Raw genomic sequence first — 15717 nt, forward strand, 5'->3', positions numbered from 1 at the left:
GGCATGCATTGTCGCTTTAGCATGAAACCGATAAGCTGTTTGGCATCTTGCCAAAATAGCAGTATTAGGAAGTGCATCATGGATCTCGATATTTACCAAGTGGACTCTTTCACCACCGAACCTTTCAAAGGAAACCCTGCTGGAGTTTGCCTTTCACAAGAACCGTTACCAGAAGCATTGATGTTTTCTATCGCTGAAGAAATGGCGGTATCAGAAACCGCTTTTCTCTGTTTGAAAGACATGCGACTGCGCTGGTTCACACCTAAAGTAGAAGTGGCGCTATGTGGTCATGGCACATTAGCGACAGCGCAAATCTTAAAAGAGCAAGGGTTAGCGAAGGTTGGCGATATCATCGCCTTTCAAACCCTCTCTGGTGAGCTTCATGCAAAAGTGAATGAGTCGACTATTGAGCTCGACTTTCCTTCGACTCAGCTTGAAATGGATGTTGAACAAGACGCTGCGTTGTTAGCGGCGCTTGGATTGAAAGCGGAGCAAGTGCTTTCTTACGCTCAGTTTGACAGCAAAGGCTTTATTGAAGTCGACAATGAACAAACCGCGTTGGAACTCAAGCCTAACTTTGACGCATTAAAAAATATTAAAGGGCGCGGCGTGGTGGTAACTGCTCAATCGAATTCCCCGGATCTCGACTTCATCTCGCGTTACTTCGCCCCTTGGGTGGGCGTGAACGAAGATCCTGTAACAGGCTCAGCCCACTGCGCACTGACTCAGTTTTGGTCGCAAAAACTCGGTCAAAATCAGTTCCGTGCCTATCAAGCCTCAGCCCGCGGTGGTCATTTACAAACCGAACTGCTTGAAAACGGACGTATTAAACTGATTGGCTCTGCAAAGACGGTAATCAGCGGAAAACTAAAGGTATAACGCGATGAAACAATCCATTATCCATATTGCTTTGGTCGTAAAAGATTACGATGAAGCGATTGATTTTTATGTGAATAAGCTGAAGTTTGAGCTGGTGGAAGATACTTACCAACCAGAGCAAGATAAGCGCTGGGTTGTGGTTTCTCCACCGGGTTCTAATGGTGTGACATTATTGCTAGCCAAAGCGTCTAAGCCAGAACAGCATGATTTTATCGGTAACCAAACCGGTGGACGTGTGTTCCTATTTTTGAATACCGATGACTTCTGGCGTGACTACAACCGAATGGTAGAGCAGGGCATTAAGTTTGTTCGCCCGCCTGCGGAGCAAGACTACGGCACAGTCGCAGTATTTGAAGATCTCTATGGCAACCTGTGGGACTTGTTAGAGATGAGCCCAAGCCACCCAATGGCTTCGCGTTCATAGATTCATACTAATTGATATTAACAGCGTCTTTCGGGGCGCTCTTTTTGTTTCAGATGTCCGCCTCTTGCATTTCTTTCTTCTTCTCCTATTTCGCTTCACTTTGCCTATCAGCTTCATTCTCAAAATGATAATGATAAAAAAATCTAAATAAGATTATGTTTTTTAAGGGTTTAAACTCGGCACTATATTTGCGTTATCCCCCTTACAACCAACGATTCAGTTGACGAGGGGAATAATATGAAAACAAGGAAAATGATCGTGCTAACGTGTTGTTGTGCATCTGCGTCAGCATACGCACTTACTACCAGTGATTTGACATATGAATCTGGCAGCGATAGCTCAAACTACTCGCTAAAAGGCAAGCCGAATAATATGTATTCTATTTCCGGGACATTGCCACAAGACACTCTCAGTAATGTTTATTCAATGCTGCCAGAGGGTACAGCCGTCAACAATGCCTTTATCGCACCAGAGCGTTACTCGAACATCGATATTGACGATGAACTCGATGGAGCCCCTTATGCGACCGCCTCAATTACGTTTCTGAATGAAGGGGCTGGTTATAGAAATGCATTGGGGTACTTCGTTTACGACACTGATAATCCACCGTCAAACAAAGACGAAGTTAACGCACATGTGATTGTATTCCCTAATGCTTCCAAGGCACCAGATGGTGAGATGGCTGAAGGTGATACGATTGACCTTAATGTGCAGTTGACAGCAGGTCAAACGCTGGCATTTTTCGTTATCCCAAATGGGTGGGGAGCCAGTACTTACAACAATATTTTGAATTTAGGTCCTTGGAACACGCCTTTCTATAGTTATTCGAACCTTAACCCTGAATCAACAGCGCTCTATCGTAGACATAATGTTGCGTTTATCGATACGCAAAACGAGTTTCTTGTGTTGGGGTTCGAGGATCTTCTTCGCCCCTACGGTGACAATGACTTTAACGACTTACTGTTTACCGTCGATGTTTCACCATTCTCCGCAGTAGACGGTGTAAACCCGGATGGAACGACGGATTCTAAATACGAAGTGCTGGTACAAGAAAACGACCCAGATGTTACCGTTACTTCTGTTTATCCAAGTTCTAATTCTTATGCGACCATGGCCTTTGAAGATCGCTGGCCATTAATGGGCGATTACGATTTTAACGATGTGGTGTGGCGCTACCGCGTGACTGAACTGTTGAATGGTCAACGTGAACTGAAAACCATCACCGTGGATTACACCTTACAGGCAATGGGAGCAGGGTTTTCAAACGGCTTTGCTGTAAAACTGCCGAATGTTGACCCGGCAAACGTTGCTTCTGTTACGCTCACGAAAAATGGGCAGGCGGTTGAACATACGGTCTTACAATCTGGTAGTGAAACGATTCTTGTGGTTTCAGAAGATCTACGAGCAGAGTTGGAATCGCTTGGCGTGCTCAGTGAGACTTGTACTTATTACCGAACGCAAAGCGGTTGTTTGAACCAACAAGCTGCTGAGCTCCTTGCATACCAACTTGTTGTTGAGTTAACCACTCCTGTGGAGAGAGATTTGGTTGGCTATCCACCTTATGACTCTTTCATTTTTGCGGCTGAAAATACCTACCATGGCGACTTTGTGGCGACATTCCCTGGTATGACATGGCAAACGCACTTTAAGTCGTTCTCCGGTACTGCTGAGATGAACAATGCAATATTCAATATGCATGATGACGATACGGGTGGTTCGGAATACTTCCTGACCGATAACAATATGCCTTGGGCGATCAACATTCGTGCTGAGTGGGAACATCCTATCGAACTTATGGACATCAGCCATGCTTATACCGGTTTTCCAGCGTGGGTATCGAGCAATGGTGAAACGGATACCAGTTGGTATAGCACGCCAGTAAGCGGAAAAACCATTTCAGTAGCGGAATAATAAGGAGCTTCACATGAAAATTTCAACAAAACTGCTGACCATCATGTTCGTTCCTGCGTTTATTGTCGCTTGTGGTGGTGGAGGCGGCGGTGGTGGTGGTTCTTCAACGCCTGCACCAACGCCCACTGTTGAAACCATCGATAACACTCAAGATATTGTGGCGGAACGTGATTTTTCATTTGATGTCGGAGAAACCATTACTATATCGATGAACTATCAAGGTTCTGCGGATGGTGCTTTACACCTTTACACCAAAGCGGCATTTACCACAGAAAACGGTGTGGTCGTGGCCGATCCAATGTCGCGCATCACCACCATTTATCCAACACGAACCAGCGAAGTGGAGTTAGAGGTAAATGGTAACTGGAGCCAGTTGTATGCTCAGTGGATACCCATGAGTGCGAATGAATCAGAGAAGAATTGGGTCGTATCATTAAATCAGTCCAACAATAATTACCACCTCGACTTTTAATAGTGACGAGTAGAAAAAACGAAAGCGCGGCAAATGTCGCGCTTTTTGTTTTTCGAAAAATTCGGCGCAATATGAATGTGACCTATATCACCTTATGAATGAATCATATAGAATGGCGGCCACATTCAATATGACCTTTTTTAACAGTATCTCGAAAGTAAATTAAGAGCTTGTTATTAAAAGAAATTTACTTCGAGGGCACTGCTATCATTAGTACAAACAACATCACCATGCAATTTGGTGCCGAGCCATTGTTCGAAAACATTTCCGCTAAATTTGGCAACGGTAACCGTTATGGCCTGATTGGCGCGAACGGTTGTGGCAAATCTACGTTCATGAAAATCCTGAGTGGCGCGCTCATGCCAAGTTCAGGCAACGTTTCTATTACTCCAGGATTAAAACTTGGCGTATTGAGCCAAGATCAGTTTGCGTTTGAACAATACAGCGTGATTGACGCCGTGATCATGGGTGATCGCAAATTGTGGGAAGTGAAACAAGAACGTGACCGCATCTACTCATTACCAGAAATGAGTGAAGAAGACGGCATGAAAGTCGCTGAGCTTGAAAGCGAGTTCGCAGAAATGGACGGCTATACAGCAGAAAGTCGTGCTGGCGATATTTTGCTGCAAGCAGGTATTGAAGAAGAGCTGCATTTTGGTTTGATGCAACAAGTTGCTCCGGGCTGGAAACTGCGCGTGCTTTTGGCACAAGCCCTGTTTGCTAACCCGGATATTTTGTTGCTCGACGAACCAACCAACAACTTGGACATTCATACCATCAACTGGTTGGCAGAAGAGTTGAACCAACGTAAGTGTACGATGATCATCATCTCGCACGACCGTCACTTCCTAAACTCTGTGTGTACTCACATGGCAGATATCGATTACGGCGAATTGCGAATTTACCCTGGTAACTATGAATACTTCCTTGAGGCATCTGGTCTTCGTCGTGAACAGCTATTGGCTTCTAACGCGAAGAAAACCGCTGAAATCAACGAACTTCAAGATTTCGTAAACCGTTTTGGTGCGAACGCATCGAAGGCGAAACAAGCCAGTTCGCGCGCTAAAAAGATGGATAAAATCCAACTCGACGAAGTGAAAGCAAGTAGCCGTGTTAGCCCATCGATTGATTTCGGTGAGGGTAAAAAACTGCATCGTTTAGCCTTGGAACTGCAAGACCTTGGTCACTCGTTTGGTGATGAGTTGTTGTTTGAAAAAGGCAATTTGTTACTTGAAGCGGGCACTCGCCTTGCGATCATCGGTGAAAACGGTGTGGGTAAAACGACCTTGCTGCGTTGCCTAGTGAACGAGTTAGAGCAAACTCAGGGCGTAGTAAAATGGTCTGAAAACGCTTCGATTGGTTACTGTCCACAGGACAGCAGTGCAGACTTCGATAATGATCTGACCATCTTTGAGTGGATCTCTCAGTGGCGTACCGTGAAGCACAATGACTTAATGGTGCGTGGCATTCTAGGCCGTTTGTTATTTACCGCTGACGACGCCAACAAAAAAGCGAAAAACTGCTCGGGTGGTGAGAAGAACCGCCTGCTGTTTGGTAAGCTAATGATGCAAGACATCAACGTTCTGGTGATGGATGAGCCAACCAACCACATGGATATGGAAGCGATTGAAGCGTTAAATAGCGCATTAAAAGACTACACTGGCACTTTGATTTTTGTCAGTCATGACCGTGAGTTCGTATCGTCATTGGCGACTTCAATCATTGATGTAAAAGACAAACAGTTGGTGAATTTCCAAGGTACATTTGAAGAGTACATGGCACACCAACAAAAGGTGCTTAGCGCTGCGTAACCAAGCGCCAGCGTCGATCATTGCGAATACTTGGATGTAAAGTTCGTCTTTGAGACGAAGCAAACAACAGATTATTCGTAATAGTGATTTAATCTAAACCTAATAGAGGTACGGTGGTGAGTACTACGCTCGCCACCCACAATTAAGGAGCCGTTCATGAGCCATGAATTTATGACCGACGAAGAACGTATTGAACTGCAGAAGAACAACCCTCTGCACGGTCTTAAATTAGAAGACATGTTGCAGCAGCTTGTTGACCATTACGGTTGGGAAATCCTCGACACAGCAATGCGTATGAACTGTTTCAACACTAAGCCAAGCATTGCGAGCAGTGTTAAATACCTGAAGAAAACAGAATGGGCTCGCGAGCGTGTAGAGAACTTTTACCTATACCGTTACAAGCGCATGCCAAAGGCATCTGAATACGAATACAATCTACCGCCACGTGCACGTACTTTCCGTCATGGATTAGAACCACGTGAACCAATGGAACTGACGGTTGAATCGATTCTAGCTTCACAAGCAAAGGCTGCGTCTGCGCACAAAGAGCGTTCGTCTAAACAGCGTACAGATCGCGCTCGTTTTAACAACCGCCGTCGATAAACTTTCAGTTCTCTTGTTCTGTAGTCATCAGGTACAAGAATGATTTTGATGAAAAGCCAAACTATTTAGTTTGGCTTTTTTATTGCCTTTTCTTTGGCTAAATATTTTGCTCAAGACCCTAGCTTGATAATCGAAGAGTACATCTGCTGCGGATCTGACTGACGGTTGAATCGCGCTTGGAAGCTCTCCACCACATAATCAATAAAGGCTCGTAATTTTTGCGATTGCTCTTTGTGGTAAGGGTAAACGATGTACAGCGCGTGCTTTTCCATCTGCCACTCAGGGGTAATCTCGATCAATTCACCTGAAGCTAACTGAGGCTCGACAAAGAAATCTGGTAGTAATGCGACACCGAGTCCGGCGCATGCCGCTTGGGTAAGCGCAAGACCACTGTTGACCATATAAACACAAGGCGGAATCGCAACATCTAAAATCTGATTGCCGTTATTAAAAGTCCAACGACGTGATGCCGATGACAGGCTGTAACTCAGTAGGCGATGATTTACCACATCACTAGGCGAGAGGAAGGGCGCAGATGCTTCCAAGTAATTAGGAGAGGCACAAAGCACACGCCGAATGTCTAACAGCTTTCTCGAACGTAAAGTTGAATTTCCAAGCTCTTCTCCACCACGAATGGCGATATCAACCCCTTGTTCAATCAAATCGAGGTGCTCGTCGCTCATGATTGCCTCTATGGAAAGTTCTGGATGCAGCTTCATAAACTCGCAAATGATAGGGTTTAGTTCAATCAACCCTAATGACATCGGCATGCTGACTTTTAGCGTGCCCTTTAATGTGTGCGAAGACTCAATCACTGAACGATCGGCATTGTTGAGTGCATCGAGAACCTGACACACTTGCTGATAATAGAGCTGACCATTATCGGTAATGTGTAAATTGCGGGTAGTGCGGTTAATCAAAGGGCTTTTCAAATAGCTCTCTAATTCATTGATGTTCTTACTTATTGCGGCTTTTGAGAGGTTTAAATCTTCTGCAGCTGCGACGAAGCTGCCTAGCTCCACGACTCGACGAAATACGGTTAATGCTCTGATCTTATCCATGTAATTGCTACCTTGAACTTATTATTGTTCACTATTGGTGAACTATATAGACACTATTATAGAGTTTATTCACTGTTTGGAGTTAATTAATATCACCTCATTCAATGAGTGCCCGCTGAGTAGGGGCAAGTGTAACTAGGATTCCACTATGAAAAAGATCGTCGCATTTACTGGTAGCAACAACAGTCACTCAATCCACAGTCTATTGGTTCAAGCATTAGCAAACCAAGCTACCCAAACAGAAGTAAACACGATTGACCTAAACGACTTTGAATTGCCAATGTACGGTTTGGACGTTGAAGGTCAGGGCATCCCAGAAAACGCACACAAACTGCGTGCGACGTTAAACGAATACGATGCGATCATCATTGCATCACCAGAGCACAACGGCTCAATGCCAGCATTCCTGAAAAATGCGATCGATTGGCTATCACGCGTTGCGCCTCAAGGTACGTCTTTCTTTGGCGACACTAAGAAACCAGTTCTGCTAGTGAGCACATCTCCAGGTGCAAACGGCGGCGCGACAAATATCAAAACCATGGCTGAGTTGATGCCTTGGTGGGGCGGTGATGTAAAAGGCACTTACAGCTTGGGCGGTTTCTACGACAAGTTCCAAGAGGGTGAATTTGATACAGCGACCTCGGCGGAATTGAGTGAGCTAATGGCCTCTTTCGAACATGCTATTAATTAGTTTGATTATATTTCTATACAAACTATTAAATCACTAACCTAGTTGCTAGTTAATTTTTAATAACAACTAGGTCATTCCTTACAATTATTGCTTTTTAATTGCGAAATTAAATCTTACTGTAAATTTATAGTAAGTTGTGTTTTGTTGTCTGTGAATATAAAAATAATATAAAGGTTTATATTATGAGTACTATTAAATATCCCATATTATTGCTAAGTGTTTTTGCCTCTCTTCCTGCTGTCTCTCAAGAAAATAAAGATGAAAAACTGCAAGATATGTCTGATCCACTTGCGGTATATACACAAGCTGGTTTTGGCATCAGTGATAAAGGCATTAATATTAAAGTCGGCCAAGCCTATGATTCAAATAAGCCAAATACGCTTGCTATGAATGTTATTGAAGTGAAGGGGATCGGTGGTGACTTATTAGGTATAAGAGACAACGATGAACCACTCTACAAAAGTGTAGACGATAGCATTGACTCACTTCGTCTTCGTAACTTTCAATCTGACTTAACAACAGGTCGAGGCCGCCAAATTGATATCAATTATGACGTTGATAACGACAGACTTGACGCTTCTTACAGTTATGTTCAATCGCTTCCCAAGTTTGGCATAGTGCAGCTTTTTCCTCTAGGTGGTGTCGGCGTGACTGTCGCGAACGATTATAGCGGAGAAGATAATGGTTACGAAATTCCGGGCACGTTTATGGTGGTTGGCATGTACTCTAAAATCGACATCACAGATAAAATCTGGATTAATTATAACCCAATGTACATGCATACATTATCTGGTTCGAGTGAGTATAAAGATAATTATTATGCAGAAGAGAAGGATATTCTAACCCATGAGTTTACGCTCTCTTATCAATTAAATAAAAGATCGAATATTCGTTATTATGCAAACTGGAATGAAAACGTTGATTTTAATGATGGTGATCATCGTATTGAATACAACTATCAATTTTAATTACTAGTTTTTATTGGTAACGATTTTAAAGTGATTATTGAAGTAAATATCTAGTTATGGATATTCTCTTTTTATCACTAATGTTGTTACTTGGGCTGTACGCTAGGATAGAAATCCAAACAACGCTCTGTAAGCCACTGCATAACAGGACCTAATTCTTTTGCTTTGCCTGTCACACGGTCAATTTGTAAAAGCCAATCTTTTTCTTCCCCTTGTAGCTTAAGGGGAACGATATCTAAGTGCTTTTGAAACAGGTGGTCAGGTATCAAGCTCCAGTTATTATTCAGTTTAATCAACTCTACTAGGCTTTCTAAATCATTCACTTTGGTTAGTGAATTAGATAAGTTTGCGTTGTAGTGAGCAGGGTGGTCTTTTAATACGATTTGCCGATACGCCTTAAGCGCTTCAAAAGAAACGGATTCCTCAGCCAATAACGGGTGTGACTGATGTACAGCGATAGAAAACGGCACATAGCCAATCGAACCTAGAATCACGTTCTTAGGCTGTGTACTGCTCCACAGCATAAAACCGATATCCACTTCATTACTCGCGACAGCATCAGCAATGTCATTGTTTTTCAAGACATTGAGATTGAGCTCGGTGTGCGGAAATTGCTGATAAAACTCATCAATGACGCCAAAAAACTGCGGTGTTAGTAAAAGCGCATTAATTCCTATCGAGATCCTATCTTCTACTCCTACATTGAACGTTTGCAGAATATTTTGTATGTGTTGTGCATGCTCTAACAAGGAGATGGCTTGAGCATGCAGTCGCTCGCCTTGTGCCGTTAAGGTAGGCAATCGAGAAGTACGATCAAAGATGGTCAGTCCTGTGTCGATTTCCAAGTTTGAAATCGTAGTACTGACCGCAGACTGTGCTTTACCAAGTTTTCTTGCCGCCGCAGAAAACGAACCACACTCCACGCACATGACTAACGTTTCAAGTTGTTGAAGGTTGAACATAACGATGTATCTAATTTTTAGATGGTATCTAACTATATCTTATAAAAAGTTTAGATGACAATCGCTCCATTAATCGTTAAGTACAAGTAGAGAATAAGATGAGTAACCACCAATCTGCGGAATTATCGGATACACAAAAGGAACTAGAAGCATTGCGTGAACGCTTGCGTCAAAATACTCAAACCATGCAAAGTTCGGCTAAGAAATCAGACGCTAACGAAATGATGTCTGGCGTGATTAAGACCGTAGCGACGTTCGAAAAAGACTAATAAGATCCTTCTTAGAAAATAGAAAATAGAAAATAGAAAATAGAAAATAGAAAATAGAAAATAGAAGAAAGGCACCAATTAATGGTGCCTTTTGTTTTTATAGCTGCGCCGTAATTTCCTCTATCTCTTGCTGCCATTGCTTTTGCATCGCTGGTTTTTGATGTTTGGGTTTCCGCCCTAAATCAGCTTCCAGCAAGCTTTCTAGCTCCAACAGTCTTTCCAGCATTTGCTCTTCGGATTGCTCATCAGGCGCGGTGTTTGTTTCCATCGATATTACTTCATTGCAATGATGCGATATGGCAGATTTGGGAGCAGTATCAGTTACGCGTTGATACACCTCTTCCGCGCTTAAATACTCCGTCAGTAAGCCATTTTCAATAAACCAGAATCGATTACAGCTTTGTTCTATCAGGCTTCGGTCATGACTCACCAATAGGGCGGCACCTTCGAAGTTTTGCAGAGTTTCAATCAGCTCTTCTTTGCCTTCCATATCCAAATGGTTGGTCGGTTCATCTAAAAACAACATGTGATAACGAGCGAGGGTTAAGCCAACAAACAGCAGCCTTGCTCGTTCCCCACCACTTAGACTGACGACTTTCTGCTCGTGTCTTGCGTACTCGAATCCTGCACCAATTAGCGAACGTTTTGCCTGTTCACTGCTGATGCTGGCAAACGACTGCAACGCATCTGTGATGGATTGATGATCGTCGAGTTGCTTTAGGGATTGATCGTAGTAACCCATGCGACAGCGATCGTGGAAAGTTACACTCTCATGTTGGTTGCCTAGGTCGGTTTGATTGGCTTCATACTGACGATAAAGCAGATTCAACAAAGTCGATTTACCGCAACCATTACTGCCTAGAACGGCAATTCGGTCGCCACTTTTCACGCGCATTTCTGCCATATCAAACAAGTGATAATTACTGTTTGGCGGCGTTACTGAGAAAGGCAGAACCTCTAACAGTCGATTTGCTGGCATTGACTCACCTTGAAGTTGTAGCGCCCACGGTGTGCCTTCTGTCAGTTCGGTTTGTTCTTCCTCCAAACGTTCTTTGCGCGCAAACATCGTCTTGGCTTTTCGAGCAAGATCCTCGTTGTCGTAGACTTTGCCCCAAGTGGCTAAACGCTTGGCGCTTTTCTCGATTCGGTCGATCTCTTTCTGCTCGCTGGCATGGCGAAGTTGATCGGTTTCATCTTTCTCTTTCAATGCTTGTCTTGCTTGAGAACAAGGCAGAGAGAAATGATGCAGAGAGCGATCTCGCATGACCCAAGTGGTGTTGGTGACGCGATCGAGTAAGGTTTGATCGTGAGATACCAATACGAATGAGCCTTTCCAGTTTGATAAGAATTGCTCTAACCAAAGGAGCGATGGCAAGTCCAAGTGGTTGCTTGGTTCATCCAGAAGCAGTAAGTCAGGTTGATGGATAATCGCACGAGCAAGCAGGAGTCGCATTTGCTGACCACCACTGCAATTTTCAACCGGCATGTGTCGTTCTGTGGTTGAAAATCCGAGTTCATCCAATAAGAGTTCGGCGCGCCAAATCTCATCCTCTGATAAGGATTCTGCTAACGCGTCCAATACGGAATGTGTACTTAAAGACTTAGGTAAATGCTGCTCAACATAACGCATCAAACATGAACTGGCTTTGGCAACCGTGCCTTGGTTTGGTTTAAATTGACCGCTAAGCAGTTTGAGTAGGGAGCTTTTACCACAGCCGTTATGACCGATAAGACCAATTTTGTCACCACGATGAATCGTAAACGTTAGATCTTTGAAGATTGGTGTTGCTGTGTGAGAAAGGGTTAATGATTGTGCAGTTAAGAAAGTACTCATAGTGTTCTCAAGAATTTTGGGCGTAAGACGCCATTGTCATAGCTGACAATAATTCTTCGAGCTTGAGGGAAAGTACTCGGGTGACGTGTTTTCGTCGAAAGGTAATTATTCGCTCAAGTCGAGATTATCGCAGCGCGAAATCTGAAACTCTTGAGCGGTCCTTCATGCCATAAAAACGTGGGTTGATTGAACACCACAAAGACATAAATTCCTCCTTAATTTCGTTGTAAGTGTTGCCACTTTTGGTTGATAGATGCGCTAGATTCTAACCCTAAAAGTGGCAATGTACAGATAGCTTGATGAAAAAATGATGAGAGGATCACCAATGTATCACGCGCTTTTAACGATATAAGCTGAACTTCTTGGTCAATTCTCGAAGTGTTTCAGTCTCGCCGAACAAGCAAATACCCAAGTATTCTAACTCGGCTTCTGGTGTGTTTTTGGTGGTTTGCTGTTGTATTTCAGAGCCGCCTTCTACCATGGTGTGAGTAAAGTCGGAGAAGGGGATGCTTCTGTCGAGTGCTTCTTGGCGAAGCTTTCTGATTTTGTTGGAGTTGTCCGCTCTCAAGACGATAAACGGATAGTGGGAGATATTTGGATGAAGACTACCATCAAGGTCGTGATAGTCGGTGTAGACTGCGTCGCCATCAGAAAGTTGATTCGCAAGGCTTACGCTCAAATGTCCTAATACGTTAACGGCGCGTCCCACTTCGACTTTTTTACTGATTACGGCAACAAATCGTTTTTGGTTTTCGTCGGGAAGTTGATTCATGGAGGACCTCGTTTCTCTAATGATCTGGCTATTGTTTAACTGCCTCCATTGTATTTCCTCGCACGCGCAATTTTGTTTCTAACATTGCTTTCGAAAAGTTAAATTTGCAATAAACGACCGATGTAATCGTTTTTCATGCAATAAGATTCCTCAGAGTTTGCAAATAGACAAGGCACCAACGGATTGTCGGTGCCTTAGGTCTATGGCGAACCAAGCTCTATTGTTTGTTTAGCTCAGCCGCGGTATCCACAAAGATGCCTTGGATGTCTTTCGCTTCACGCTCTGTTTGACCACCGTGTTTTAGGAACGCGTCGATGATTGCTGCGGTTTTTTGCTCTTTTGCGCGCTCTAAGAAGTAACGCAATTCTAGCTCTGCACCTGCGTCTTCATCTTTGATAGAGGTTGCGATGATCTCTTTGTACATTACAATGTCACGCACTTCTAGTTGGCTAATCACGCCCAATGTTGCCGCTAAGAACCCATCTAACTCTGCTTTAGGAACAAACTGAGTAATGATGTTTAACTGCTCTGCTTGTTGTGCCGTAAAGTCGTTACCAAGTAGCAGTGCTTGAAGCGCTTTGTTTTTGCCCATGCGACGAGCGAATTGTACCGCACCTTGACCACCCGTTGGGATGTTGACGTGAATCTCTGGCTGAGCAAATGCTGCGTTTTCAGTGCCGTAAGCCAAGTCACACGCCATCACAAACTCATTACCGCCGCCACGAGCCACACCATCAACCACAGCAACCGATACTTGTTTCATCGCTTTGATATTGGCAATCATGTGATTGAATTCAATTGATGCTGCCTGACCACCTTGTGTGCCGTTAATAACGTTCAAATCTAAATGCGCCAAGAAGAAAGACTCATGAAGCGATTTGAAGACCACCACTTTCGTATCGCGGTCATCTTTAAGTGATAGGACAAATTCGTTGATTTCATTAATCAAATCGATCGTCAGTACGTTCACCGGTGGGTTGTTGATTTCAACAGTAGCGATGCCGTTTTGTTGTGTGATTGATAGAGTTTTCATAACTGTTTCCTCAGCGTTAGTAAGATCAGCAGACCTCAGTAACGCGAATTTATTGGTTTGGTATTGAGGAGGTTTGTCTCTCTCCCGTTGTGTACAGCTACTATAGATTTGTTATAAGATGAGAAAAATAAGCTAAATGGCACATAATTGGTGCTTTAATAGCAACAATGGTTTTTTAGGTAAGGCGTTATGGATTTCTCTAGTCGTTTATTGCTGTTACTTGAAGTGGTCGAGCTTGGCTCGTTCACCAAGGTATCAGAACAGAAGAATGTGGATCGTTCGGTGATCTCAAAACAGATCAGCCGTCTGGAAGAGGAGTTGGGCGTTCGATTGCTCAACCGAACCACGCGCTCTTTATCGTTAACGGCTGCTGGGAATGAAATGGTCAACCAAGCCAAATCTCTTCGGTCACTTCTCAGTGATACTCACCGTTTGGCGCAGAATTATCACGAAGAGCCTCGTGGTGTCTTGCGCATTACCAGTTCGACCATGTTCGGACGTCAATATGTTCAAGATGCGATTTCGGTGTTTCAACAACAATACCCAGATGTGGAGTTTGAACTGCGCTTAGAAGATCGCATGGTTGATATGGTGCAAGAGGGGTTTGATATTGGCTTCCGCATCGGACGACCTAAAAACTCGAGCTTGATTACTCGAAAGATTGCGCGAAGTCGCCTGTTGATTGTTGCCGCCCCAGCGTTTTTAGAAAAGCATGGTGAGGTGAACAGTTTAGAGAAATTGGAATCTTTACCCGCCACTATTTACGCCGCCCCAGGTCTGTTATTCGATAAATTCGGCTATCACGATGACCAAGGCAAACAACAGCACTTTCAGCTTAATGTCGCTTATAAAGTGAATGATGTGGAAATGTTGGCAAGAAGCGCAGCAGGAGGAAATACCCTTGCTGTGGTGACTGCACAAATGGTTCAAGACGAAATCAAGCAAGGCAAGCTAGTGCCAATCATGACGCACTTGAACATTGATGATTTCGGCACCTTCTATGCAGTCTATCCACACCGTGATGCGCCGATCAAAACTAAGTTATTTATCGACACACTCAAATCCATTGTGGGAGAAGAGACGCCCATTTGGGAGAAGAACATCCCAAACTTCGACAAGATGTACGGGCGAGGGAAGTAGAGAGCATTAGTAGTACTTATTCTCGGTAAACTCAATCCACTCATCAAACACTTGTTCCAGCGGTTTATCGGTCACTTTAGAGATGTCACCATTGGTTTGAATAAGGGTGATTAACCCATCCGAACCATAACTTTGCTGGATAAACTCACCAATGCTATAACCGATACGGTACACGGCTCCTTGGCTATCCCAACCGTTACCTTCTTTAAGAATTTTTGCGTATTGTCTAAATTCCTCTTTTGTTGATGGTTTACGCCAGCCATATTCTTTTTCGGCTTCATAACAAGCGATCGCTTCCCAGAGCCATCTTGGATTGTTGATAATATTAGGGTTTATTGCAGTCGTTACTAGATGTACATATTCATGGTATGCGGTGTCCATTGTACTTTGGGAACCTGTATCGCGGAGTAATATTTCATTCTCGCTTATATAGCCCGTAGACCAAGGGTAACTCTGACCTAAAAGGTGTTTTTGATAGGCTAAATATTGGTTTCGGTCTTTCCAAATCCTTACCGTAATCGGTGGCATTTCTTTTACTTTAAAATCAGTAATCAGCTGAGGAGTTTTACTCGTAAGTTGATGATTAATATGTTCGACAATGGAATCATCTACGCCAGAATAAAGCACATACTTAAACTGTCCTTTATCAATGAAAGACTCTTTTGTTGCAGAGTTAGAGAAAAATGAAAACAGAGCCAAAAGAACGACAATACATCTCATAATCACCCTTCCTTAAGAATTTATAAAACTCTATTGGTAGATGAAGTGAGGCGTATTTACCAGCAACAAATCTGAATATGCGACGCTCTTCTAGCTAATTCACAAGCGACATGGATTAGATCGGAGAACACTGTCCATGTATCCGCTGAACTGCTCAATAATCAACT

General features: G+C 43.5%; 16 protein-coding genes. 10 read left to right on the forward strand and 6 right to left on the reverse strand.

From position 1 onward, the window contains the following. Window positions 1-78 precede the first annotated feature (78 nt). From VJL_RS16460 to VJL_RS16485, 6 genes are all read left to right on the forward strand, one after another. Entirely contained in the window at window positions 79-879 is an 801-nt protein-coding gene (locus tag VJL_RS16460) for a PhzF family phenazine biosynthesis protein (protein WP_038879537.1), read from the forward strand. A gap of 4 nt (window positions 880-883) precedes the next feature. Further along, entirely contained in the window at window positions 884-1303 is a 420-nt protein-coding gene (locus tag VJL_RS16465) for a VOC family protein (protein WP_009706429.1), read from the forward strand. 237 nt (window positions 1304-1540) lie between these two features. Then, the gene (locus tag VJL_RS16470; RefSeq protein WP_038879540.1) at window positions 1541-3214 is read left to right on the forward strand and encodes an LruC domain-containing protein; all 1674 of its coding nucleotides are present in this window, start codon (window positions 1541-1543) and stop codon (window positions 3212-3214) included. A gap of 13 nt (window positions 3215-3227) precedes the next feature. Then, a complete protein-coding gene (locus VJL_RS16475) occupies window positions 3228-3686 on the forward strand; it encodes a hypothetical protein (protein ID WP_038879543.1) in 459 nt (152 codons plus the stop codon). A 206-nt stretch (window positions 3687-3892) separates the two neighbouring features. Beyond that, window positions 3893-5497, forward strand: a complete 1605-nt coding sequence (locus VJL_RS16480) for an ABC-F family ATPase (RefSeq protein ID WP_081634991.1) — start codon at window positions 3893-3895, stop codon at window positions 5495-5497. Between the two features lie 171 nt (window positions 5498-5668). After that, window positions 5669-6100, forward strand: coding sequence for a VF530 family protein (locus tag VJL_RS16485; protein ID WP_038869186.1), 432 nt, complete (start codon window positions 5669-5671; stop codon window positions 6098-6100). 110 nt (window positions 6101-6210) lie between these two features. On the opposite strand, the gene VJL_RS16490 is transcribed toward VJL_RS16485, so the two are convergent. Beyond that, window positions 6211-7161: a LysR family transcriptional regulator gene (locus VJL_RS16490; protein ID WP_038879546.1), complete on the reverse strand. Its 951-nt coding sequence runs from the start codon at window positions 7159-7161 to the stop codon at window positions 6211-6213. 148 nt (window positions 7162-7309) lie between these two features. Here VJL_RS16490 and VJL_RS16495 point away from each other — a divergent pair, with 148 nt between their 5' ends. Together VJL_RS16495 and VJL_RS16500 are read left to right on the forward strand one after the other, a co-directional pair. Continuing rightward, window positions 7310-7852, forward strand: coding sequence for an NADPH-dependent FMN reductase (locus VJL_RS16495; RefSeq protein ID WP_038869100.1), 543 nt, complete (start codon window positions 7310-7312; stop codon window positions 7850-7852). Between the two features lie 182 nt (window positions 7853-8034). After that, on the forward strand, window positions 8035-8820 hold the full coding sequence (locus VJL_RS16500) for a hypothetical protein (protein ID WP_038879549.1): 786 nt from the start codon (window positions 8035-8037) through the stop codon (window positions 8818-8820). An 86-nt stretch (window positions 8821-8906) separates the two neighbouring features. Here the strand turns inward: VJL_RS16500 and VJL_RS16505 are convergent, their stop codons facing one another. Further along, complete coding sequence (locus VJL_RS16505; protein WP_038879552.1) at window positions 8907-9782, reverse strand: LysR family transcriptional regulator; 876 nt, start codon at window positions 9780-9782, stop codon at window positions 8907-8909. Window positions 9783-9880: 98 nt separating this feature from the next. Here VJL_RS16505 and VJL_RS29665 point away from each other — a divergent pair, with 98 nt between their 5' ends. Then, window positions 9881-10051, forward strand: a complete 171-nt coding sequence (locus tag VJL_RS29665) for a hypothetical protein (RefSeq protein WP_164492041.1) — start codon at window positions 9881-9883, stop codon at window positions 10049-10051. A 97-nt stretch (window positions 10052-10148) separates the two neighbouring features. Here the strand turns inward: VJL_RS29665 and VJL_RS16510 are convergent, their stop codons facing one another. The 3 genes from VJL_RS16510 to VJL_RS16520 form a co-directional block, all read right to left on the reverse strand. Further along, complete coding sequence (locus tag VJL_RS16510; RefSeq protein WP_038879554.1) at window positions 10149-11885, reverse strand: ABC-F family ATP-binding cassette domain-containing protein; 1737 nt, start codon at window positions 11883-11885, stop codon at window positions 10149-10151. Between the two features lie 340 nt (window positions 11886-12225). Next, entirely contained in the window at window positions 12226-12657 is a 432-nt protein-coding gene (locus VJL_RS16515; RefSeq protein ID WP_038879557.1) for a DUF2000 domain-containing protein, read from the reverse strand. Window positions 12658-12874: 217 nt separating this feature from the next. Beyond that, the gene (locus tag VJL_RS16520; RefSeq protein ID WP_009700909.1) at window positions 12875-13690 is read right to left on the reverse strand and encodes an enoyl-CoA hydratase/isomerase family protein; all 816 of its coding nucleotides are present in this window, start codon (window positions 13688-13690) and stop codon (window positions 12875-12877) included. Window positions 13691-13879: 189 nt separating this feature from the next. Here VJL_RS16520 and VJL_RS16525 point away from each other — a divergent pair, with 189 nt between their 5' ends. Next, window positions 13880-14830: a LysR family transcriptional regulator gene (locus tag VJL_RS16525; RefSeq protein ID WP_038879560.1), complete on the forward strand. Its 951-nt coding sequence runs from the start codon at window positions 13880-13882 to the stop codon at window positions 14828-14830. A 6-nt stretch (window positions 14831-14836) separates the two neighbouring features. Here VJL_RS16525 and VJL_RS16530 read toward each other — a convergent pair whose 3' ends face one another. Beyond that, entirely contained in the window at window positions 14837-15550 is a 714-nt protein-coding gene (locus VJL_RS16530; protein WP_050568854.1) for a hypothetical protein, read from the reverse strand. Window positions 15551-15717 lie beyond the last annotated feature (167 nt).

It is taken from the genome of Vibrio jasicida CAIM 1864 = LMG 25398 (assembly GCF_000400365.1).
Taxonomy (GTDB): Bacteria; Pseudomonadota; Gammaproteobacteria; order Enterobacterales; family Vibrionaceae; genus Vibrio; species Vibrio jasicida.

Bases quoted from the DNA above. Each gene is read 5' to 3' on its own strand.
- VJL_RS16460 (WP_038879537.1), top strand. From the start codon at position 79: ATGGATCTCGATATTTACCAAGTGGACTCTTTCACCACCGAACCTTTC.
- VJL_RS16465 (WP_009706429.1), top strand. From the start codon at position 884: ATGAAACAATCCATTATCCATATTGCTTTGGTCGTAAAAGATTACGAT.
- VJL_RS16470 (WP_038879540.1), top strand. From the start codon at position 1,541: ATGAAAACAAGGAAAATGATCGTGCTAACGTGTTGTTGTGCATCTGCG.
- VJL_RS16475 (WP_038879543.1), top strand. From the start codon at position 3,228: ATGAAAATTTCAACAAAACTGCTGACCATCATGTTCGTTCCTGCGTTT.
- VJL_RS16485 (WP_038869186.1), top strand. From the start codon at position 5,669: ATGACCGACGAAGAACGTATTGAACTGCAGAAGAACAACCCTCTGCAC.
- VJL_RS16490 (WP_038879546.1), bottom strand. From the start codon at position 7,161: ATGGATAAGATCAGAGCATTAACCGTATTTCGTCGAGTCGTGGAGCTA.
- VJL_RS16495 (WP_038869100.1), top strand. From the start codon at position 7,310: ATGAAAAAGATCGTCGCATTTACTGGTAGCAACAACAGTCACTCAATC.
- VJL_RS16500 (WP_038879549.1), top strand. From the start codon at position 8,035: ATGAGTACTATTAAATATCCCATATTATTGCTAAGTGTTTTTGCCTCT.
- VJL_RS16505 (WP_038879552.1), bottom strand. From the start codon at position 9,782: ATGTTCAACCTTCAACAACTTGAAACGTTAGTCATGTGCGTGGAGTGT.
- VJL_RS29665 (WP_164492041.1), top strand. From the start codon at position 9,881: ATGAGTAACCACCAATCTGCGGAATTATCGGATACACAAAAGGAACTA.
- VJL_RS16510 (WP_038879554.1), bottom strand. From the start codon at position 11,885: ATGAGTACTTTCTTAACTGCACAATCATTAACCCTTTCTCACACAGCA.
- VJL_RS16515 (WP_038879557.1), bottom strand. From the start codon at position 12,657: ATGAATCAACTTCCCGACGAAAACCAAAAACGATTTGTTGCCGTAATC.
- VJL_RS16520 (WP_009700909.1), bottom strand. From the start codon at position 13,690: ATGAAAACTCTATCAATCACACAACAAAACGGCATCGCTACTGTTGAA.
- VJL_RS16525 (WP_038879560.1), top strand. From the start codon at position 13,880: ATGGATTTCTCTAGTCGTTTATTGCTGTTACTTGAAGTGGTCGAGCTT.
- VJL_RS16530 (WP_050568854.1), bottom strand. From the start codon at position 15,550: ATGAGATGTATTGTCGTTCTTTTGGCTCTGTTTTCATTTTTCTCTAAC.